This window comes from Streptomyces krungchingensis (assembly GCF_054729265.1).
This window is the reverse complement of record NZ_JBPUKY010000001.1, coordinates 2,386,788-2,406,288: the sequence shown is the minus strand read 5'-3', so window position 1 is coordinate 2,406,288 and position 19,501 is coordinate 2,386,788. Positions and strand designations below refer to the sequence as shown.

The following is a 19,501-nucleotide window of genomic DNA, read 5'->3' as shown; positions in this document are numbered from 1 at the left end:
GGTCAGATGGCCACCGCACCACGCCCCCGCACGACCACCCGCGAACCCGAGGAACTGGCGCGCCGGCTGACCGCCTGGCTGCACACGAGGCTGCCCGGCGCCGAGGCCGTCGACGTGACCGTCCCCGCGTCCAACGGAATGTCCAGCGAGACCCTCCTGTTCGACATCGGGCATCCCGAACCACCCCTGCGGAGCTGTGCGTTGAGACTCGCGGCGGACCCGTCGGCGTACACCGTGTTCCCCGTGTACGACATGCCGCGGCAGTACCGCACCATGCGCCTGGTCGGCGAGCGCACCGACCTGCCGGTGCCGCGGGTGCTCTGGCTGGAGGAGGACCCGGCGCCGCTCGGAGCGCCCTTCTTCGTCATGGAACGGGTCGACGGGCGCGTGCCACCGGACGTGATGCCCTACACGTACGAGGGGAACTGGCTGCACGCGGCGAGCGACGACGAGCGCGCGCACCTGGAGGCGGCGTCGATCGGACTCCTGGCCCGACTGCACGACCAGGTGCCCCTGAAGGAGGCCGACTTCCTGGCGCTGCCCGGCGACGGAAGTCCGCTGCGCCGGCACGTCGCATCCCAACACGCCTACTACGCATGGGTGACTGACGGCCTGTCACGCTCGCCGCTCATCGAGAGCGCCTTCGACCGTCTTGAGGAGCTCTGGCCGGGCGAGGAGGGCGAGGCCGTGCTCAACTGGGGAGACGCGCGCATCGGGAACGTCGTCTACGACGGTTTCAAACCGGCCGCCGTCCTCGACTGGGAGATGGCGGCACCGGCCCCGCGCGAGGTCGACCTCGGCTGGACCGTCTATCTGCACCGCTTCTTCCAGGACCTCACCGTGGGCTTCGGCCAGGCGGGCCTGCCCGGCTTCCTGCGCCGCGACCGCGTCGAGCGGCGCTACGCCGAACTCACCGGCCACGTACCGCGGGACATGGACTTCTACACCCTGTACGCCGCGCTGCGGCACGCGATCGTCATGCTGCGTGTCGCCTACCGCCAGGCGCACTTCGGCGAGGTCGCCGTACCCGCGGACCCGGACACACTGATCCTGCACCACGGCAGCCTGCGTGCCATGGTGCAGGGCAGCTACTGGGACGGGCCGGGCGTCGGCCGCTGAGTCCGCGGCGTCAGGCGGCCTGGCGCGGCATCACGGGGATGCGCATCGGGCGCGAGCCCGGACCACCCACGTGGGAGAACGGCTGCGTCCGCCAGTCGAGCCCCTGAGGGAGCGTCAACAGCAGGGCCATGTCCTGCTGTTGGGGTTCCGCGGACTCGTCCGCGGGTCGTGCTTCGGTCGCCGCGCGGCCGGTGCCCGAGCAGACCGTGAGCCCGAACGGGTTCCACGGCGAGGCGCACAGCGCGTGCTCCGGCAGGAACTCCTCGTCCGCCAGGAGCGCGATGGGCTGCGCGCAGTCCGGGCAGATCACCCGGTACATCTCGAAGGTGTCGTACGCGTCGAACTCCTCGCCGTCCAGGGCGTCCGGTTCGACACCCTCCGGCTCGGGCTCGACAACCGGCTGCTGCCGCTTGGGTGCCGTACGGCCAGGGCACTTAAGACTCTGCATGGGATTCTCCCCCTCGGGTGGGCCGACAAGGCGCTGCGGCCTCGACCACAGCAAGCACTTCCCGTCCGGTCTCTGCGGTAATCACGAGAACATCACGGACCCGGTTGCATCCGTGTGGTGTTCGTCACATGCCGTGTGCAGGTGCCCGGCGCGGTCGATTTGTCCCCCGCGCGCTGCACGGCTCACGCACAGACACATCACAAACCGGGTATGACCTGCGCTGCTGAGGTATCCGGGGGATCAAGCGCCCTGTAGGTTCTTGCGTCATGGAGGAGCTGGACCGACAGATTGTGCAGCTGCTCGTCGCAGACGGGCGGATGAGTTACACCGACTTGGGCAAGGCCACGGGCCTGTCCACGTCCGCCGTGCATCAGCGGGTGCGCCGGCTGGAGCAGCGCGGCGTCATCCGCGGCTACGCGGCGGTCGTGGACCCGGAGGCCGTCGGGCTGCCCATGACCGCCTTCATCTCGGTGAAACCGTTCGACCCCAGCGCCCCGGACGACATCGCCGAGCGGCTCGCCGGCGTCCCGGAGATCGAGGCCTGCCACAGCGTCGCCGGCGACGAGAACTACATCCTCAAGGTGCGCGTCTCCACCCCGCACGAGCTGGAGGAGCTCCTCGCCCGGCTGCGCACCCTGGCGGGTGTGTCGACCCGCACGACGGTCGTGCTGTCCACCCCCTACGAGGCGCGACCGCCCAGGATCTGACGCCGTTCGCCCCCTTTTGCGGGCCCCGCGCGCGGAGAGCGTGCCGGCAGGCGCGAGACTGTTCCCATGAGTGAGAGCACCGCCTCGTCGGACACCGTGCTGCTGCGCGGTGGAGAGGTCCACAGTCCCGCCGACCCGTTCGCCACCGCGATGGTCGTGGAGCGCGGACAAGTCGCCTGGGTCGGCTCCGAGGGAGCGGCCGACGCCTTCGTGGACGGGGTCGACGAGGTCGTGGACCTCGAAGGCGCCCTGGTCACCCCGGCGTTCACGGACGCGCACGTGCACACCACCGCCACCGGGCTCGCGCTCAGCGGCCTCGACCTGTCCGGCGCCCGCTCCCTGGACACGGCCCTCGCCCTGGTGCGCGACTTCGCCGCCGCACACCCCGGCGACCGGGTGCTGCTCGGGCACGGCTGGGACGCGGCCCGCTGGCCCGGCGGGCAGCCGCCGACGCGCGCCGCACTCGACGAGGCCACCGGCGGCCGGCCCCTCTACCTCTCCCGCATCGACGTGCACTCGGCCGTGGTCACCACCGCGCTCCTCGACCTGGTCCCGGGCGTCACGGGCCAGGCCGGTTACTCGCCCGACGGCCCGCTGACCCGCGACGCCCACCACGCCGTGCGCGCCGCGGCCCTCGGTGCCGTCACCGGCGAGCAGCGCACCCGGGCCCAGCGCGCCGCCCTCGCGCACGCCGCCTCGCTCGGTATCGGCTCCGTGCACGAATGCGGTGGCCCCGACATCTCCTCCGAGGACGACTTCGCCGCACTGCTGCGGCTCGCGGCCGAGGAGCCCGGCCCCCGGGTCGTCGGCTACTGGGCCGAGGCGGGCGAGGAGGGCATCGAGAGGGCCCGCGCGCTCGGCGCGCTGGGCGCGGCGGGCGACCTCTTCGCCGACGGCTCCCTCGGCTCGCACACCGCCTGCCTGCACCAGCCCTACGCCGACGCCGGGCACACCGGCACCGCCTACCTCGACGCCGCCGCCGCCGCGGCGCACGTGGTGGCCTGCACCGAGGCCGGCCTCCAGGCGGGCTTCCACGCGATCGGTGACGCCGCCGTGACCGCTGTGGTCGAGGGCGTGCGCGCCGCCGCCGAGAAGGTGGGCCTGGCCCGGGTCCGGGCCGCACGGCACCGCGTCGAGCACGCCGAGATGCTCACCCCCGAGACGATCGCGGGCTTCGCCGAGCTCGGTCTGACCGCCTCCGTGCAGCCCGCCTTCGACGCCCTGTGGGGCGGCGAGGACGGCATGTACGCGCAGCGTCTCGGCGCCGGACGCGCCCGCGCGCTGAACCCCTTCGCCGCCCTCCTGCGCAGCGGCGTACCGCTCGCGTTCGGCTCCGACAGCCCCGTCACCCCGCTCGACCCGTGGGGCACCGTACGGGCCGCCGCCTTCCACCGCACACCTGAGCACCGGGTGTCCGTACGCGCCGGTTTCACGGCGCATACGCGGGGCGGCTGGCGGGCCGTCGGGCGTGACGACGCGGGCATCCTGGTGCCCGGCGCGCCCGCCGACTACGCCGTATGGCGCACCGGCGACCTCGTCGTGCAGGCCCCGGACGACCGTGTCGCCCGCTGGTCCACCGACCCCCGGTCCGGCACGCCCGGACTGCCGGATCTGACCCCGGGAGGCGACCTGCCCGTCTGCCTGCGCACCGTCGTCGGCGGTCGGACGGTATTCGTACGGCCTAACGAGTGATGTCCGGGGGTGGCGTGGCCCCCGTCGTCGTCCGCGGCTTCGTCGCGCGACCTGCGCATCCTCCGCACTGACCAGGGGTTTGTGTGGAAAACCGCAGCTCAAACGACTGTTGACACCGGGCCGCAGGGGGCCGGTAGGTTCGGCCGGGTCCACCACCGGACGTCCGACCGGGGAACTTCCGCGCGGCCGTCGAGGCGCCGCTGGGTCAGGGGTGATGTGCCGCACCGGCGCACCACCACTGGGAGCCAGGCCCAGCGCCCGCGCCACGAGGCGAGGGAACGTTCCGACAAGTCGGCAGGTGTGACCCGGGTGGGGCCCGGACGTTCAGTAGACAACGGCTTTCGGTCGACTCGCAGCCAGCGGGTCCCTGGTCGGCCCGAAGGGCGCCGGGCCCCGATCCCGCAGCACACACGCCTCCAGCCTCCGGAAACGCAGTCTTACCCCGTTCTTGCCGAATCGACATCCCGGTACTGACGAGCCGACGCAGCAGTGCAGGTTGGGCGCACTATGGTGGACCTCTGCGTACGGACATGAAGGGGCAGCAGTGAACGACGGCGACGGGACCCTCGCGGCACAAGCCCAGGGGAGGCAGTTCGGCCCGCTCGGCACGGCCTTGGTGATCATCCCGACCTACAACGAGGCGGAGAACATCAAGCGGATCGTCGGTCGCGTACGCGCCGCCGTGCCCGAGGCCCACGTCCTGGTGGCCGACGACAACAGCCCGGACGGCACCGGCAAGCTCGCCGACGAGCTGGCCGCCGAGGACGACAACGTCCAGGTGATGCACCGCAAGGGCAAGGAAGGGCTCGGCGCCGCGTATCTCGCGGGCTTCCGCTGGGGCCTCGACCACGGCTACGGCGTGCTCATCGAGATGGACGCCGACGGCTCGCACCAGCCCGAGGAGCTGCCGAGGCTGCTGACCGCGCTCAAGGGCGCGGACCTCGTGCTCGGCTCCCGCTGGGTGCCGGGCGGCCGGGTGGTGAACTGGCCCAAGTCCCGCGAGTTCATCTCCCGCGGCGGCAGCCTCTACTCGCGCGTGCTGCTCGACGTGCCGATCCGTGACGTCACCGGCGGCTACCGCGCCTTCCGGCGCGAGACCCTCGAAGGCCTCGGGCTCGGCGAGGTCGCCTCCCAGGGGTACTGCTTCCAGGTGGACCTCGCGCGTCGCGCGGTGAAGGCGGGCTACCACGTCGTGGAGGTCCCCATCACCTTCGTGGAGCGGGAACTGGGCGACTCCAAGATGAGCCGCGACATCCTGGTGGAGGCGCTGTGGCGCGTCACCACGTGGGGTGTGGGGGAGCGGGTCGGACGGATCACCGGGCGAAAGTCCTCCTGACGCACCCCGGCCGCCGTCGCGGGGCATCCCCGGCGCCCGGCCGCCCTCCGTCGCGCCCCTCGCCCAGGCGGGGGGGCGTTCTCCTGTGGAGGGCGGGTGCGGCCGATCATTCGCTTATCCCGTGCTGAGCCGGGCCCAGGCACACTGGGAGCATGACGACTGGCGCTCCGACATCCTCCTACCCCGCCCGGCCGCGGCGATCGCGGCTGCGCACCTTCCTGCCGCTCGGCATCGCGGCGTGGCTGGTGCTGGAGATCTGGCTGCTGACCATGGTCGCGGGGACCGCGAGCGGCTTCGCCGTGTTCCTGCTGCTGGCCGCCGGGTTCGTGCTCGGCGGGGTGGTCATCAAGCGCGCCGGGCGCCGTGCCTTCCGCAACCTCAGCGAGACGCTGCAACAGCAGCAGAGCGGTGTCGCGTCCGCCGGCCAGGGCAGCCGGGGCAACGGCCTGATGATGCTCGGCGGTCTGCTGCTGATGATCCCGGGGCTCATCTCCGACGCCGTGGGTCTTCTCCTGCTGATCCCGGCCGTCCAGAAGGCCGTCGGCCGGTACGCGGAGCGCACCCTCGACCGCAAGATGCGGGAGGCCGTCCCCGGCACCTTCGGCGACGCGTTCCAGCAGGCCCGCATCCATCGCCCCGACGGCAAGGTGGTTCCGGGCGAGGTCATCAGGGACGAGGACCGGCCGAGCCCGCAGCCCGGTGAGTACCCGCCGCTGACCCGCTGACCTCCGGGCGCCGCACGCCCGCCGCGAGGACCCCGCCCGGCCGAGGGCGGGGTCCTCGCGTATGCGGAGCGGGGCGCCCGCGGGGCGCGACGGGGTGTGCGCGGGCGGGGATGGGCGGGGCCGTGCCGGGCGACTGCGGGGGGCTGGGGCGCGCTGCCATGGCCCGGCGTGACCCAGGTCAGCTGAGACGTGCTCGGGGCCAGCCGGGCGTGGCCCGGGGCAGCACGCCGAGACGTGCCTCAGCCCAGCCGAGACGTGGCCCAGGCCGGCCGAGACGTGGCCGAGACGTGCCTCAGCCCAGCCGAGACGTGGCCCAGGCCGGCCGAGACGTGCTCCGGGCCAGCCGGGCGTGGCCCGGGGCAGCACGTGAGACGTGGCCCAAGGCAGCACGAGACCGCGGGTCCGTACGAGTGACGTACGTGCCCGCGGTCTCGGCGTGCGTTGTGTATGCCGTCCGGCCCCGAGGGGTCAGGCGGACTTGCGGCTGTCCCGCGGATGCACCGCGATGTTCATCGCGCCGGAGCGCAGGACGGCCAGGCGCTCTTCGAGGACCTCTTCGAGTTCCTCTCGGGTACGCCGCTCCATCAGCATGTCCCAGTGGGTACGCGCAGGCTTGGCCTTCTTTTCCTCAGGGCCGTCGCCGTCCACGAGGAGTGCCTGGGCCCCGCAGACCTTGCACTCCCACTCCGGCGGGATCTCCGCCTCGACCGAGAAGGGCATCTCGAACCGGTGCCCCTTCTCGCATGCGTACTCCACGGCCTGGCGCGGGGCCAGGTCGATGCCGCGGTCCGTCTCGTAGCTGGTCACCACGAGGCGCGTGCCGCGAAGAGCTCGCTCACTCATGAATCGTGCCTCCCGGGCTTGTCGCCCACAGGACAGGTGTCGCTGTCGTCGTCATCCGGTCAACGTCCGGTCGGCGGTAAAGATTCCCGTTCCGGGTCATGCGTCGCCGTCGTAGCCGCCCCTTGTTGTACCCACAGCCGCCCGGTTTGTCACATCTGGGAACAGATGTCACCCAACGCTTCAGCATCTTTGACGCGCAGTAACGGTACGCCTGGCAGGCCAAACGCGTACACTACCGCTCTTTGGCGCCGGGTGCTAAATCCTGTCCGGTACGGGATTCCCCGCGTCGCGGATCGCCTGACCCACCGAGACCCGGGCGAGCAGCACGAATCCGATGACGAAGAAGGCCACCAGCGAGATGATCGCGTCCCGATAACTTCCGGTGAGCTGGTACGTCAGACCGAACAGCAGCGGCCCGAGCCAGCTCATCCCGCGGTCGCTCATCTCGTACGCCGAGAAGTACTCCGCCTCCTTGCCGCGCGGCACCAGATGCGAGAACAGGGAGCGCGACAACGCCTGACTGCCGCCCAGGACCAGGCCGATGCCGGCGGCGAGCACGAAGAACCAGACGGGCCTGCCCGCGGGGAGGAAGAACCCGGCCGCCAGGGTCACCGTCCAGGCGACGAGCGAGCCGAGGATCGTACGTTTCGCGCCGTAGACGCGGGCCAGCCGCCCCATGCCCAGCGCGCCGCCGACGGCGAGCACCTGGACCAGCAGGACGGCCACGATCAGGGTGGACTGGCTCAGTCCGAGCTCCTCGGAGCCGTACACCGAGGCCTGCGAGATGACGGTCTGGATGCCGTCGTTGTAGACGAGGTACGCGAGCAGGAACGCGAGGGTGAGCGGTTTGCCGCGCATGTCCCGCACCGTGGCCGCCAGCTGCCGCCAGCCGTGCACCGACGGCCCCCCGGCGGAGGTCGTACGGCGGTCGCGCAGCCGTTTGAGGGGGACGAGGGTGAAGGCGCCCCACCAGATGCCCGCCGACGCCAGACAGATGCGGACGGCCGTCGACTCGGAGACGCCGAAGGAGTCGTGGCCGGTGAACAGGACCAGGTTCGCGACCAGCACCAGGGATCCGGCCGCGTATCCGAAGGCCCAGCCACGCGACGAGACGGCGTCGCGTTCCTCGGGCGGGGCGATCTGCGGCAGGTAGGAGTTGTAGAGGACCATCGACACGGCCACCGAGGCGTTGGCGACGACCAGCAGCGCCCCGCCCAGCAGATAGCGGTCGCCGTCCAGGAAGAACATGCCGGTGGTGGCCGCGGCGCCCAGATAGGCGGCGGCCGCGAGCAGCGGCTTCTTGCGGCCCGTCCGGTCCGCCGCCGCGCCCGCCACCGGCATCACGAGGATCGACAGGACTACGGACGCCGAGACCGCGTAGGCGAAGAAGGAGCCGGCGCGGACCGGGACGCCCAGGGGGTGGACGAAGCCGTCCGCGTCCGCCGCGTGCTCCGCCACCGACGTGAGGTAGGGGCCGAGGAAGACGGTCAGCACGCTCGTCGAGTAGACGGAGCACGCCCAGTCGTAGAAGTACCAGCCGCGCTGCTCGCGCCGGCGCTCGGCGGCCTCGTCGGCCGGCTCCGTGCGCACGGTGTCAGTGCTCACCCGTGCCCCTCGCTTCCCCGTGGACGGACCGCGCGAGGAGGCTCAGAACCAGGTGCCCCGGTCTTCCAGGACCTTGCGCAGCGTGTCGATGTGATCGGTCATGATGCCATCGACTCCCAGGTCCAGGAGCCGGTGCATCCGTTCCGGTTCGTTCACGGTCCACACGTGCACCTGGAGCCCGCGCGCGTGCGCGGCCCGTACGAAGCGGCGGTCGACCACCGGCACACCGGACTGCGACTCGGGCACCTGGGCGGCGACCGCGGAGCGGCGCAGCGGCGCGGGCACGCCCCAGGAGCGCAGCCGCAGGCCGAGGACGCCGCGGGTGCCGTACGACGTCGCGAGGCGCGGCCCGGCCAGGCGCTGGGCGCGCGCGACCCGCGCCTCGGAGAAGGAGCCGAGGCACACGCGGTCCCAGGCCCCGGTCCGCTCGACCAGGTCGAGGAAGGGTCGGAGGGCGGGTTCGGCCTTCACGTCCACGTTCCAGCGCACGTCGGGGAAGGCGTCGAGCAGTTCCTCGAACAGCGGCACCGGTTCCTCGCCCGCCACGCGCGCGTGGCGCACGTCGTCCCACGGGAGGTCCGCGATCCGGCCCGCCCCGTCCGTCACCCGGTCCAGGGTGTCGTCGTGGAAGGCGACGAGCCTGCCGTCCGCCGTCGCGTGCACATCGGTCTCGATGTAGCGGTAGCCGGTCTCCACCGCGCGGCGGAACTGGGCGAGGGTGTTCTCCAGGCCGTCCGCCGCCCCGCCCCGGTGCGCGAACGCGATCGGGCCGGGATGGTCGAGGTACGGATGGCGTATACGCGTGCTCACCCGGGCAGTATCGCGCGCTCCGGTTGCCCGGCGGCAACGACGGCGCTTCCGGCCGGTGCCGTCGGGACGGCGAACACACGCAGGAAGAGCTGGGCGAGGGGGCCGATCGCGACCGCGTACAGCACCGTGCCGACGCCGACCGTGCCGCCGAGCGCGAAGCCGGTGGCGACGACGGCCAGTTCGAGCACCGTGCGCACCACGCGGATCGAGCGGCCGGTGCGCCGGTGCAGACCCGTCATCAGACCGTCGCGGGGACCCGGGCCGAAGCGCGCCGAGATGTAGAGGCCGGTCGCCACGCCGTTCAGCACGACGCCCGCCACCAGCAGCGGGATCCGCACCGCCAGTGTGCGCGCGTCCGGCAGCAGCGCCAGCGCGCCGTCCATGGCGATGCCGACCACGAAGACGTTGGAGACGGTGCCGAGGCCCGGGCGCTGGCGCAGCGGGATCCACAGCAGCAGTACCGCCGCCCCCACGATGATCGACACCACGCCGATCGTCAGACCGGTCAGCTCGGCGAGCCCCTGGTGCAGCACGTTCCAGGGCTCCAGGCCGAGCCCCGACTCCACGAGGAGCGCCGAACTCGCGCCGTACAGGGCCAGGCCCACGTACAGCTGGACGAGGCGGCGCGGGAGCCGCCGGGGCTGGGGGCCCGAGGGGCTTTCGACGGGGTGCGAACGCGCGAAGCGGATGGACAAGTGGTGCCCCCTGTGGTCGGACTGGCCTGGCTCGTGACACTCTGTGGCTTGAGAAGAAAAGCCATCCATGGCCAATTCGGGGAAGGTGGACTGGAAATCATGGCGCAGTGGACCTCGGCGGTGGGCGCCGCACAGCTCGCCCGGCTCCTCAACTCGCAGCAGGAGCGGCCCGCGGGCCCCGGGACCCGCCGCCCGCCCGCCTACCGCGCCCTCGCCGACGGCATCCGGCTGCTGGTGCTGGAGGGCCGGGTGCCGGTCGCCGCGCGGCTGCCCGCGGAGCGGGAACTGGCCCTGTCCCTCTCCGTCAGCCGTACGACCGTCGCCGCGGCCTACGAGGCGCTGCGTGCCGAGGGATTCCTGGAGTCCCGGCGCGGCGCGGGCAGCTGGACCGCCGTGCCGGCCGGCAACCCGCTGCCCGCGCGCGGCCTGGAACCGTTGCCCCCCGAGGCCCTCGGGTCCGTGATCGACCTCGGCTGCGCGGCGCTGCCCGCGCCCGAGCCGTGGCTCACCCGCGCCGTGCAGGGCGCCCTGGAGGAGCTGCCGCCCTACGCGCACACGCACGGCGACTATCCCGCCGGGCTGCCCGCGCTGCGCTCGATGATCGCGGAGCGGTACACCGCGCGCGGGATCCCGACCATGCCCGAGCAGATCATGGTGACCACCGGGGCGATGGGCGCGATCGACGCCATCTGCCACCTGTTCGCGGGACGCGGCGAGCGCATCGCCGTCGAGTCCCCCTCCTACGCCAACATCCTCCAGCTGATGCGCGAGGCCGGAGCCCGGCTGGTGCCCGTCGCCATGGCCGAGGGGCTCGCGGGCTGGGACATGGACCGCTGGCGTCAGGTCCTGCGCGACGCGGCCCCCCGCCTCGCCTACGTGGTCGCCGACTTCCACAACCCGACCGGCGCCCTCGCGGACGAGAGCCGGCGGCGGGGGCTCGTGGAGGCCGCACGCTCGGCTGGCACCGTGCTCGTCGTCGACGAGACGATGAGCGAGCTGCATCTGGAGGACGGGCTCGACATGCCGCGCCCGGTGTGCGGCTTCGACCCCGCGGGATCGACCGTCATCACCGTCGGCTCCGCGAGCAAGGCCTTCTGGGCCGGGATGCGGATCGGCTGGGTGCGCGCCGCTCCCGACGTCATCCGCAGCCTGGTCGCCGCCCGCGCCTACGCCGACCTGGGCACACCCGTGCTGGAGCAGCTCGCCGTGAACTGGCTGCTGAGCACCGGAGGCTGGGAGCAGGCCGTGGACATCCGGCGCGGGCAGGCCCGGGAGAACCGCGACGCCCTCGTGGCCGCGGTGCGGCGTGAGCTGCCCGGATGGGAGTTCTCGGTGCCCCGCGGCGGCCTCACGCTGTGGGTGCGGACCGGCGGGCTGTCAGGCTCCCGCCTGGCCGAGATGGGCGAACGCGTCGGCGTACGCGTCCCCTCCGGCCCCCGCTTCGGTGTGGACGGCGCCTTCGAGGGCTATGTGCGCCTGCCGTTCACCGTGGGCGGCGCGGTGGCCGAGGAGGCCGCGGTGCGCCTGGCGGCGGCGGCCCGCCTGGTCGAGAGCGGCGCGAGCACGGGGAACGAGGCGCCGCGCACGTTCGTGGCGTAGCGCCCCTCGAAGCCCTCGAAGCCCTCGAAGCCTCCGAAGCCTCCGAAGCCGTACGGCCGAGGCCCCCAGCCACGCGCACCGGGCTTCGACGGCATCAGGCCTGAGCCGAGGGACTTCGGCTCAGGCCTGATGAGAAGGTGCGGAACGGGACGGGGTCTCAGCCCTCGGCCACCACCGGGAGGGACGCCGTGGACTGGGCGTCCGCCGTGAGGGACTTCGCGGGCTGTGCCTCCACGGGGAGCGCCTCGACGGGCCGAGCGTCCGGGGCACCCGGAGTCGTCCGTCCGGGAAGCAGGTCGAGCACGGCCTGCCGTTGCGCCTCGCTGGTCGTGTCGTCGTACGGGTCCGGAGTCGCCGGAACCTGGAGCCGGAGGACGGGCCCGTTCCCGAGCCGGGCGTAGCCGCGCCCGGGCGGGACGTCCCGGGTCGGCGTGGTGTGCGGCGGGGCCCCGAGCACCGCTTCCAGCTGCTCGGAGGACGCCGCGCCGAGCACCACGCGCGCGCGGGTGTGCTGCCGCACGGCGTCGCTGAGGCAGTCGAGGCTGTCGAGGTGCTCCGCCACCACCACCATGACGCCGGCCGCCCTGCCGTGGCGCAGGGGGACCTGGAGGAGCCCCTGCGGGTCGTTGCGCCCGTCGGCGGCGGCGAGGTGACCCAGAGCGCTGGGCCGGTCCAGCAGGATCCACAGCGGGTTCTTGACGTCGTCCGGAGCGGGGTGCCCCGCCTGCCGGGCGCGGTTCGCGGCGATCAGCCGCCGCTCCGTCTCGTGCGCCGCCCACTCCAGGCTCGCGAGGGCCCCGGACGGCGCGCACTCGACGGCCAGCACACCGTCCCTGCCGGTCAGGCAGGCGTACTCGCCGGTGCCCGCGCCCTCGACGACGACCACGTCGCCGTGCTGGAGGGCCTGGAGGGCGATGGAGCGCAGCAGGGTGGTCGTGCCGCTGCCGGGCTGGCCCGCGATCAGCAGGTGCGGCTCGGTCGAGCGGACACCCGTGCGCCAGACGACCGGCGGGACGTCCCGCTGTTCCTCGCCGTGGGTGAGGGGCAGCGTGCGCTGGACGTCGGCGGGGTCGGTGAAGCCGAGGACCGTCTCGCCGGGCGCGGTGACGAAGCGCTGGGCGGCGATGTCGGTGGGGAGGGGAGGAAGCACGTCGACCGTGAGTTCGTTGCCCTCCTCGTCCCACACGAAGTGGTACTCGCGGCCGCGCCCCGACTTCGCGTGCAGCAACTGCTCGATCCGGGCCCGGGCCTCCGCCTCGCCGTCCGTGAAGTACGCCGGATAGCGGACGAGGAGACGGGACACCCGCCCGTCGTCGTCGAACTCGAACGAGGGGAAGGCCTTCTCCCAGTCGCCGCCGTGGGCGTACAGGGGTGCGGGGTCCTCGGCCGTCGAGAAGTACGGGACCAGGGCCTCGTACAGCGACTGCAGGCGCTGGATCTGGGACTCGTCGGGGCCCGTGGGCTCGGGCGCCACGCGTTCGCGTCCGGTCCACGCCGCCGCCGCCATCAGGCTGATGGCGGCGAGCAGCGGTCCGTACGGCAGCAGAGCCACGACCAGCACCGCGGAGGCCGCCAGGAACAGCAGCGGCCCGCGCCGGTCCTTGGGGGTGTCGGCCCACTTGCGCCGTCCGGCCCCGGCCAGCCGGCGCAGTCCACGGGTGATCGTGATCAGCGGGTGGAGGACATCGGTGGCGCTGTCGGCCGCCGTCCTGGCCAGCTCCCGGCTTCGGGCGATCTGCGCGCTGCCGTTGCTGAGAATGCGGGGGAGGGGGCGCCGGGCCACTGCTGTCTCCTGGTGGTGCGTGCGAGGGGGAGGGGCGTCAGAACTTGATCCCGCCGAGGAGGCTCGCCAGGCTCTCGCCACCGGCCTTGATGCTCGGTGCGATGGCCGTGCTCGCCAGGTAGAAGCCGAACAGGGTCGACACCAGGCAGTGCGACGCCTTGAGGCCGTCCTTGCGGAAGAAGAGAAAGACGATGACGCCGAGCAGGACCACACCTGAGATGGACAGGATCATTTGAGCTCTCCTGGTTCGTGGGGACAGTCACCATGAGTACTTCCAGGATCACAGGATGTATCCATACGATAAAAGGTGCAACTGGGTGATTTCCTGGCGATTTCATCCAAGTGGCAGAGCCGTCCTGAGGCGCCCGAGCGGGCCTGATGCGTCCGCCGTCGGCCCGTGGAGCCGCTGTGATCTTTGCCGTCGGCGGGGCCGGTCATGTGCCGCCGGAGCCAGTACGCTGGCGATTCACCCGTACGGGCGCATCCCCGGCCCCGTGCAGGTCCGGGCGTGACAGCTCCGCTCGCTGTCGTAAGCTCCCGCAGTCCCCGTTGTAGTCGTTGTGAGAGGCGGTCCGGCCGATGAGTGAAGCCCCCGACCCCGAGGTCGTGGAGCTGGCGACCAAGATCTTCGATCTGGCCCGCCGCGGCGAGACCGGGACGCTCGTGGCGTACGTCGACGCGGGTGTTCCGGCCAACCTCACCAACGACCGCGGTGACTCGCTCGTGATGCTCGCCGCCTACCACGGCCACGCCGAGGCCGTCCGCGCCCTGCTGGAGCGCGGCGCCGAGGCCGACCGCGTGAACGACCGAGGCCAGACACCGCTCGCCGGTGCGGTCTTCAAGGGCGAGGAGGCCGTGATCCGGGTGCTCCTGGACGCCGGTGCCGATCCCGCCGCCGGGACGCCCTCGGCCGTCGACACCGCGCGCATGTTCGGCAAGACCGAACTGCTCGAATTGTTCGGCGCGCAGTGACGCATACGTCCTGACCAGGCGAAACGCAGAAAACGGGGGAGGCGGTACGGGGCCGCCGGAAATACGGTCGCGGCAGGAAGAACTGCCGAGTCATCATGACGTCGTGATTCACGGACGCGATGGCTGGGCAGGTGTTGCCGCACCGCGCGGGCCGTGATGCGGCCCGCATGGGCCACCGACGAGAGGCAGAGGAAGATGGTCTACAGCAAGCAAGAAACGGCGGGCGCTCCGACGTGTTGTCACGCGGCCAGGTAATCCAGGTTCCCGGTTGCGTCGACGCTTGATGTGAGGCTGTTTCCCATGTTCGATCCGGTCATAGCGCCCAGCGCCACGCTGCTCGGCCTGCTCCAGAGGGGCCGCGGCGACGGCACGCTGCACGCGCTCACCGCACCGCGAGCCGAAGCGCTCGCGGCTCTCCACCACTGTGTGCTGCGGGACCCCCGCCACGACTGGCAGGTGGAGAACCGCTCCCTTTACTACGCCCGTCTCTACCTCGACCTGAGCGGCGAGCTCGACGAGATCGAGCGCCATCTCTTCGACGTCGAGGACACCCTCGACGAGTGCGAGTCACGCACCGGGCTGGCCCTGGCCGTTCTCGGCCACCTCGCTTCGTACGGCAGGCGCGACGCGCTCGAACTGCTGCGCAGGTACGCCGCCGTGGGCACCAGCTGGGCCTGGGCCCTGGACGAGCTGGCCCTGCGTGACGACGACGCGGGACTGCGCGCCCTGGCCGAGCCCGTGCTCGCCCGGTTCCCGGCCGATCCGGAGGGCGAGGCCGCCCTCGCCACCGCCGTGCGCGACGCCTTCGAGCCCCGGCCCTGGCGGCTGTGGGCCGACGATCCCCGCGCATCCGTCGGCGCGCGCGTGCGTGCCGCCCAGGAAGCCGGCTCCTTCGACCGCTGGCAGCGCCAGATGCGACCCAGCGGGCCCCGGCCCGGCTGGAGCGTGCAGGCGGTCTTCGAGTGGGCGCAGCAGGGCATCGACCGCGGCGCGGCACTGCACGTCCCCGCCGCCCGCTGCCTCATGGCCGTCGCGGGTCCCGAGGACCGGGCGGAGATCGTCGCGGCCGCACGCGACGGCGGGGAGGGCGCGCGCTGTACGGCCCTGCGCTATCTCGCCGACGGCAACGACCCCGAAGCCCTCGACCTGATCGAGGCGGCCGTCGCCACCGGTTCGACGGCCGTCGTGGACGCCGCCGTCGACGCCTTCGAGCGGATGCGCAGCGTCGCCGCCGTCGACCGGGCGCGCGGCTGGGTGCACCGGCCCGACGTCCTGGGGGCCGCCGCCGGGCGGATGCTCGCCTGCCGGGGCGGAGCCCAGGACAGCGAACTGGTCCTCGACGCACTGCGCGAGGCGGTGCGCGGCGAAGGGCCCGACGCGCCCACCCTGTGGACCCTCGTCGACGGTGCCGGACGGCTCGGCATCGCCTGTGCCGCCCCCGTGCTGCGGCACATCTACCGGGAGACGGCGTCGTCCCATCTGCGCGGGCGCGCCGCACGCGCCCTGGCCGCCACCGACCCCTCGTTCCCCGCCGGCTTCGCCGTCGAATGCCTGTGGGACTGCGAGGAGACCACCCGCGAGGTCGCCGCACGGCACGCCGAGACCGGTGACGCGCGCGTGGTGGACCAATTGCGCCGACTGGCCGCGGATCCGGCCGAGGAGGCCGATGTCCAGACAGCGGTCCGCAGCCGGATCGGACCCGACATGCCCGCCGTATGAACGTTCGGTGACCCGTGAGTCAGGGGGGCGTGGACGCGGGCTGACCTGGACAGGGGCGCAGCGCAACGCTCATGGGACGTTCCCCGAGCGGAAAGATCCACTTTGACGCGTCCACGTCCGGCACGGCGACAACACCGGTATGCGTGTCGTCATCGTGACCGAATCCTTTCCCCCCGATGTGAACGGCGTGGCCCACTGCGCGCTCCAGACCGCCCGGCACCTCGTCGATCGCGGTCACGCTCCCCTCGTCGTCGCTCCGACGTCCCCCAAATCCCCGGCGTCCCCCAAGTCCCCGGCGTCCGCCAAGTCCGCCGCGACCCCCAAGTCCGCCGTGTCCGCCAAGTCCGTCCCGGCCTCGACCGATTCCCCGTTCTCCGCTCCGCCCGGGTGGGAGGACGCTCACGGACGGGGCGGTGAACCCGTCGTCGGGACGGGGGCCGACGCCTCGGCGCCGTGCCCCGTCGTCCGAGTCCCCTCCCTCCCGCTCCCGGGCTATCCCCAGGTCCGCGTCGCCCTCCCCAGCCGACGCGTCGCCGCCGCGATCACCGAACACCGCGCCGACATCGTCCACCTGGCCAGCCCCTTCGTCCTCGGCGTGCGCGGCATGGCCGCCGCCGCCCGGCTCGGCATCCCCGCCGTCGCCGTCTACCAGACCGACCTCGCCGGCTACGCCCGCACCTACATGGGCGCCGGCGAAGCCACCGCCTGGCGGCGCATACGCTCCGTGCACGCCGCCGCCGACCGGACCCTCGCCCCGTCCAGCGCCGCCCTGGCCGACCTGGAGGCGCACGGTGTGCCCCGGGTGCGACTGTGGCCGCGCGGCGTCGACACGGTCCGCTTCCGCCCCGGACACCGGGACGAGAGGCTGCGCCGCGAACTGGCGCCCGACGGGGAACTGATCGTGGGCTACGTCGGCAGGCTCGCCCCCGAGAAGCACATCGAACTGCTGGCCGGCGCCTGCGGCCTCGACGGCGTGCGCGTGGTCGTGGTCGGCGACGGCCCGAGTGAGACGACCCTGAGGGGCGCCCTCCCCGGCGCCGTCTTCCTCGGCCGTCGCACCGGTGACGAACTCGCCCGCATCTTCGCCTCCCTGGACGTCTTCGTGCACACCGGCCCCTTCGAGACCTTCTGCCAGACCGTGCAGGAGGCCATGGCGAGCGGCGTGCCCGTCGTCGCACCCGCCGCGGGCGGACCGCTCGACCTGGTCGCCCACGGCCGTACGGGACTGCTGGTGCCGCCGCGTGACGCCGGCGCCGTACGGGACGCGGTGGCCGCCCTGGCCGCCGACCCCGGCCTGCGCGGGGCCTACGGCAGCGCGGCACGGGACATGGTCGAGGGCCGCACCTGGGCCGCCGTGGGCGACCAGCTCATCGGGCACTACACGGACGTGCTCTTCGCGCGGAAGCCGGTGGCGGCATGAAGCTGCGCATCGTACGGCTCGCCAACTTCGTCGCCCCGGCCTCCGGAGGCCTGCGCACCGCGCTGCGCGAACTGGGCGCCGGCTACCGGGCGGCCGGGCACGAACCGGTCCTCGTCGTCCCCGGTGAGCGCGCGAGCGACGAGGAGACCGAACAGGGCCGGGTGATCACGCTGCCCGGACCGCTGCTGCCCGGGACGGGCGGCTATCGGGTGCTCACCGACAAGCGCCGGGTGGCCGGGCTCCTGGAGTCCCTCGCGCCCGACCGCCTGGAGGTCTCCGACCGGACCACCCTGCGCTGGACCGGGGTGTGGGCACGGCGGGCCAGGGTGCCCGCCGTGATGGTCTCCCACGAGACCGCCGACGGGGTGCTGCGGACCTGGGGGCTGCCGGAGGGCGTGGCCCGGCGGACCGCCGACGCCCTCAACGTCCGCACCGCGCACACCTACGCGCGCGTGGTGTGCACCACCGAGTTCGCCGAGCGCGAGTTCGTCCGGATCGGCGCCCGCAACGTCGTACGCGCACCCCTGGGCGTCGATCTGGTGGGGCGGCATCCCGCGCTGCGCGACGACGCGCTGCGGGCCCGCCACGCGCGCGGGGGCGAGGTGTTGCTCGTGATGTGTTCGCGGCTGTCGGTCGAGAAGCGGCCGGGCACGGCGCTCGACGCGCTGGAGGCGCTGCTGCGGCGCGGACAGCGGGCCGTTCTCGTCGTCGCCGGGGACGGGCCGCTCAGGGCCCGGCTCGAACAGCGCGCACGGGAGCGGAACCTGCCCGTCACGTTCCTCGGGCACGTCGCCGACCGTGCCGCTCTGGGCGCTCTGCAGGCGGGCGCCGACGTGTGCCTGGCGCCCGGGCCCGCCGAGACGTTCGGGCTCGCCGCACTGGAGGCCATGGCCTGCGGGACCCCCGTGGTGGCCAGCGCGCTGTCCGCCCTCCCGGAGATCGTCGGCGCGGCCGGCGCCACCGCGGCGGACAGCGGGGAGTCCTTCGCGGACGCGGTACGGCTGCTGCTCGGCCGGCCGGAACGCGAGCGCAGGGAAGCGGCACGCGCGCGTGCGGAGTGCTTCGGCTGGGACGACGCCGTGGCGGGCTTCCTCGCCGCACACGACGCCGAGGTCCAGGTGCGGCCGCGTCTCCAGGAGGGCGTGGGATGAGACCGCTTCGGTTCGTGGCCCTCGGCGACTCGCTCACGGAGGGTGTGGGCGACCCGGTGGGCGAGCGCCGGCGGGGATGGGCCGCGCTGCTCGCCGACGGCCTCGCCCGGTCCGTCGACTTCACCAACCTCGCCGTGAGCGGGGCGCAGACCCGCGACGTGCTGGAGCGGCAGACACCGGCGGCGCTGGCCCTGCGGCCCGACGTGGTGTCGGTCGTGATCGGCGTCAACGACACCCTGCGGTGCACCTTCGACATCCATGCCGTGGCCGCCCGGCTCGACAAGGTGTACGCGGCCTTCCGGGGCCAGGACGCCGTCCTGCTCACGGCGTGCCTGCCGGATCCCGGCGCCATGCTCGGGCTGCCGGGCGCCCTGGCCCGCCCCCTGGCCCGGCGGCAGCGGGCCGTCAACACCGTGGTGCACGCGCTGTCGGAACGGTACGGGGCGGTGCACCTGCACGCCGCGGAGGGCGCGTGGCTGCGGGACCGCGCGATGTGGAGCGCGGACCGGCTGCACCCCGGAGAGCGGGGGCACCGGCAACTCGCCCTCCGCTTCCACGCGTTGCTCACGCACGAGGGCATCGCCGAGGGGACGGCGCCCGGCGCCGAGCCCGAGTTCCCGCCGCCCACCCGGTCGGCCGGCCTGTGGTGGCTGGCCACCGCGGGCACGGGGTGGGTGGCCCGGCGGTGCACGGACCTGCTGCCGCAGCTCCTCACCCTCGCCGCCGCCGAAGTACGGCACCGGGCGCGCGGCACCAGCGCCCGGCTCGACCTGAGCGCCTCGCACGCCGTGGCGTCCGCGCTCGCCGCCCTCACGGCGGCCGAACAGCCGGACGTGGCGTGAGGAGCGGGGCGCGACCTTCTCGGGGCGGCGCACGG

General features: G+C 73.2%; 18 protein-coding genes. 11 read left to right on the top strand and 7 right to left on the bottom strand.

What is annotated here, in order from left to right:
* The first annotated feature begins 6 nt into the window (after positions 1 to 6).
* A complete protein-coding gene (locus tag ACSYGO_RS10755; protein ID WP_460386572.1) occupies positions 7 to 1,119 on the top strand; it encodes a phosphotransferase family protein in 1,113 nt (370 codons plus the stop codon).
* Positions 1,120 to 1,129: 10 nt separating this feature from the next.
* Here the strand turns inward: ACSYGO_RS10755 and ACSYGO_RS10750 are convergent, their stop codons facing one another.
* Positions 1,130 to 1,567 carry a hypothetical protein gene (locus ACSYGO_RS10750; protein ID WP_460386570.1) on the bottom strand — a complete coding sequence of 146 codons (438 nt, stop codon included), beginning with the start codon at positions 1,565 to 1,567 and terminating at the stop codon, positions 1,130 to 1,132.
* A gap of 266 nt (positions 1,568 to 1,833) precedes the next feature.
* Between ACSYGO_RS10750 and ACSYGO_RS10745 the strand changes: the two genes are divergently transcribed.
* The 4 genes from ACSYGO_RS10745 (at position 1,834) to fxsA (ending at position 6,027) form a co-directional block, all read left to right on the top strand.
* On the top strand, positions 1,834 to 2,274 hold the full coding sequence (locus tag ACSYGO_RS10745; protein ID WP_067366187.1) for an Lrp/AsnC family transcriptional regulator: 441 nt from the start codon (positions 1,834 to 1,836) through the stop codon (positions 2,272 to 2,274).
* A gap of 66 nt (positions 2,275 to 2,340) precedes the next feature.
* Positions 2,341 to 3,966: an amidohydrolase gene (locus ACSYGO_RS10740; protein WP_460386568.1), complete on the top strand. Its 1,626-nt coding sequence runs from the start codon at positions 2,341 to 2,343 to the stop codon at positions 3,964 to 3,966.
* Positions 3,967 to 4,510: 544 nt separating this feature from the next.
* Positions 4,511 to 5,302: a polyprenol monophosphomannose synthase gene (locus ACSYGO_RS10735; RefSeq protein ID WP_345657762.1), complete on the top strand. Its 792-nt coding sequence runs from the start codon at positions 4,511 to 4,513 to the stop codon at positions 5,300 to 5,302.
* A 152-nt stretch (positions 5,303 to 5,454) separates the two neighbouring features.
* Entirely contained in the window at positions 5,455 to 6,027 is a 573-nt protein-coding gene (fxsA, locus tag ACSYGO_RS10730) for an FxsA family membrane protein (protein WP_426681736.1), read from the top strand.
* Between the two features lie 468 nt (positions 6,028 to 6,495).
* Here the strand turns inward: fxsA and ACSYGO_RS10725 are convergent, their stop codons facing one another.
* From ACSYGO_RS10725 to yczE, 4 genes are all read right to left on the bottom strand, one after another.
* Positions 6,496 to 6,870, bottom strand: a complete 375-nt coding sequence (locus ACSYGO_RS10725) for an RNA polymerase-binding protein RbpA (protein WP_003977404.1) — start codon at positions 6,868 to 6,870, stop codon at positions 6,496 to 6,498.
* A gap of 255 nt (positions 6,871 to 7,125) precedes the next feature.
* Positions 7,126 to 8,475, bottom strand: coding sequence for an MFS transporter (locus ACSYGO_RS10720; RefSeq protein WP_426681737.1), 1,350 nt, complete (start codon positions 8,473 to 8,475; stop codon positions 7,126 to 7,128).
* 42 nt (positions 8,476 to 8,517) lie between these two features.
* Complete coding sequence (locus tag ACSYGO_RS10715) at positions 8,518 to 9,285, bottom strand: glycerophosphodiester phosphodiesterase (protein WP_432175663.1); 768 nt, start codon at positions 9,283 to 9,285, stop codon at positions 8,518 to 8,520.
* Positions 9,282 to 9,980: a membrane protein YczE gene (gene yczE, locus ACSYGO_RS10710; RefSeq protein WP_460386567.1), complete on the bottom strand. Its 699-nt coding sequence runs from the start codon at positions 9,978 to 9,980 to the stop codon at positions 9,282 to 9,284. Before yczE ends, ACSYGO_RS10715 begins: the two co-directional genes overlap by 4 nt.
* Positions 9,981 to 10,079: 99 nt before the next feature.
* On the opposite strand from yczE, the gene ACSYGO_RS10705 reads away from it, so the two are divergent.
* Positions 10,080 to 11,579: an SCO1417 family PLP biosynthesis transcription factor gene (locus ACSYGO_RS10705; RefSeq protein WP_095932968.1), complete on the top strand. Its 1,500-nt coding sequence runs from the start codon at positions 10,080 to 10,082 to the stop codon at positions 11,577 to 11,579.
* A gap of 157 nt (positions 11,580 to 11,736) precedes the next feature.
* Here ACSYGO_RS10705 and ACSYGO_RS10700 read toward each other — a convergent pair whose 3' ends face one another.
* On the bottom strand, positions 11,737 to 13,362 hold the full coding sequence (locus ACSYGO_RS10700) for an ATP-binding protein (protein WP_460386566.1): 1,626 nt from the start codon (positions 13,360 to 13,362) through the stop codon (positions 11,737 to 11,739).
* Positions 13,363 to 13,399: 37 nt separating this feature from the next.
* Positions 13,400 to 13,594 (bottom strand): hypothetical protein, encoded by a 195-nt coding sequence (locus ACSYGO_RS10695; protein WP_028803620.1) that lies wholly within the window; start codon positions 13,592 to 13,594, stop codon positions 13,400 to 13,402.
* Between the two features lie 347 nt (positions 13,595 to 13,941).
* On the opposite strand from ACSYGO_RS10695, the gene ACSYGO_RS10690 reads away from it, so the two are divergent.
* The 5 genes from ACSYGO_RS10690 (at position 13,942) to ACSYGO_RS10670 (ending at position 19,466) form a co-directional block, all read left to right on the top strand.
* Entirely contained in the window at positions 13,942 to 14,334 is a 393-nt protein-coding gene (locus ACSYGO_RS10690) for an ankyrin repeat domain-containing protein (RefSeq protein ID WP_426681741.1), read from the top strand.
* Positions 14,335 to 14,634: 300 nt separating this feature from the next.
* Complete coding sequence (locus ACSYGO_RS10685) at positions 14,635 to 16,053, top strand: HEAT repeat domain-containing protein (protein ID WP_426681742.1); 1,419 nt, start codon at positions 14,635 to 14,637, stop codon at positions 16,051 to 16,053.
* Between the two features lie 139 nt (positions 16,054 to 16,192).
* Entirely contained in the window at positions 16,193 to 17,473 is a 1,281-nt protein-coding gene (locus tag ACSYGO_RS10680; protein WP_426681743.1) for a glycosyltransferase family 4 protein, read from the top strand.
* Positions 17,470 to 18,624: a glycosyltransferase gene (locus ACSYGO_RS10675; protein ID WP_460386565.1), complete on the top strand. Its 1,155-nt coding sequence runs from the start codon at positions 17,470 to 17,472 to the stop codon at positions 18,622 to 18,624. Before ACSYGO_RS10680 ends, ACSYGO_RS10675 begins: the two co-directional genes overlap by 4 nt.
* Entirely contained in the window at positions 18,621 to 19,466 is an 846-nt protein-coding gene (locus ACSYGO_RS10670; protein WP_426681745.1) for an SGNH/GDSL hydrolase family protein, read from the top strand. Before ACSYGO_RS10675 ends, ACSYGO_RS10670 begins: the two co-directional genes overlap by 4 nt.
* Positions 19,467 to 19,501 lie beyond the last annotated feature (35 nt).

Coding starts and splice junctions, on each gene's coding strand:
- ACSYGO_RS10675 (WP_460386565.1), top strand. CDS start 17,470: ATGAAGCTGCGCATCGTACGGCTCGCCAACTTCGTCGCCCCGGCCTCC.
- ACSYGO_RS10690 (WP_426681741.1), top strand. CDS start 13,942: ATGAGTGAAGCCCCCGACCCCGAGGTCGTGGAGCTGGCGACCAAGATC.
- ACSYGO_RS10685 (WP_426681742.1), top strand. CDS start 14,635: ATGTTCGATCCGGTCATAGCGCCCAGCGCCACGCTGCTCGGCCTGCTC.
- ACSYGO_RS10680 (WP_426681743.1), top strand. CDS start 16,193: ATGCGTGTCGTCATCGTGACCGAATCCTTTCCCCCCGATGTGAACGGC.
- ACSYGO_RS10705 (WP_095932968.1), top strand. CDS start 10,080: ATGGCGCAGTGGACCTCGGCGGTGGGCGCCGCACAGCTCGCCCGGCTC.
- ACSYGO_RS10740 (WP_460386568.1), top strand. CDS start 2,341: ATGAGTGAGAGCACCGCCTCGTCGGACACCGTGCTGCTGCGCGGTGGA.
- ACSYGO_RS10670 (WP_426681745.1), top strand. CDS start 18,621: ATGAGACCGCTTCGGTTCGTGGCCCTCGGCGACTCGCTCACGGAGGGT.
- ACSYGO_RS10725 (WP_003977404.1), bottom strand. CDS start 6,870: ATGAGTGAGCGAGCTCTTCGCGGCACGCGCCTCGTGGTGACCAGCTAC.
- ACSYGO_RS10750 (WP_460386570.1), bottom strand. CDS start 1,567: ATGCAGAGTCTTAAGTGCCCTGGCCGTACGGCACCCAAGCGGCAGCAG.
- ACSYGO_RS10755 (WP_460386572.1), top strand. CDS start 7: ATGGCCACCGCACCACGCCCCCGCACGACCACCCGCGAACCCGAGGAA.
- ACSYGO_RS10695 (WP_028803620.1), bottom strand. CDS start 13,594: ATGATCCTGTCCATCTCAGGTGTGGTCCTGCTCGGCGTCATCGTCTTT.
- ACSYGO_RS10745 (WP_067366187.1), top strand. CDS start 1,834: ATGGAGGAGCTGGACCGACAGATTGTGCAGCTGCTCGTCGCAGACGGG.
- fxsA (WP_426681736.1), top strand. CDS start 5,455: ATGACGACTGGCGCTCCGACATCCTCCTACCCCGCCCGGCCGCGGCGA.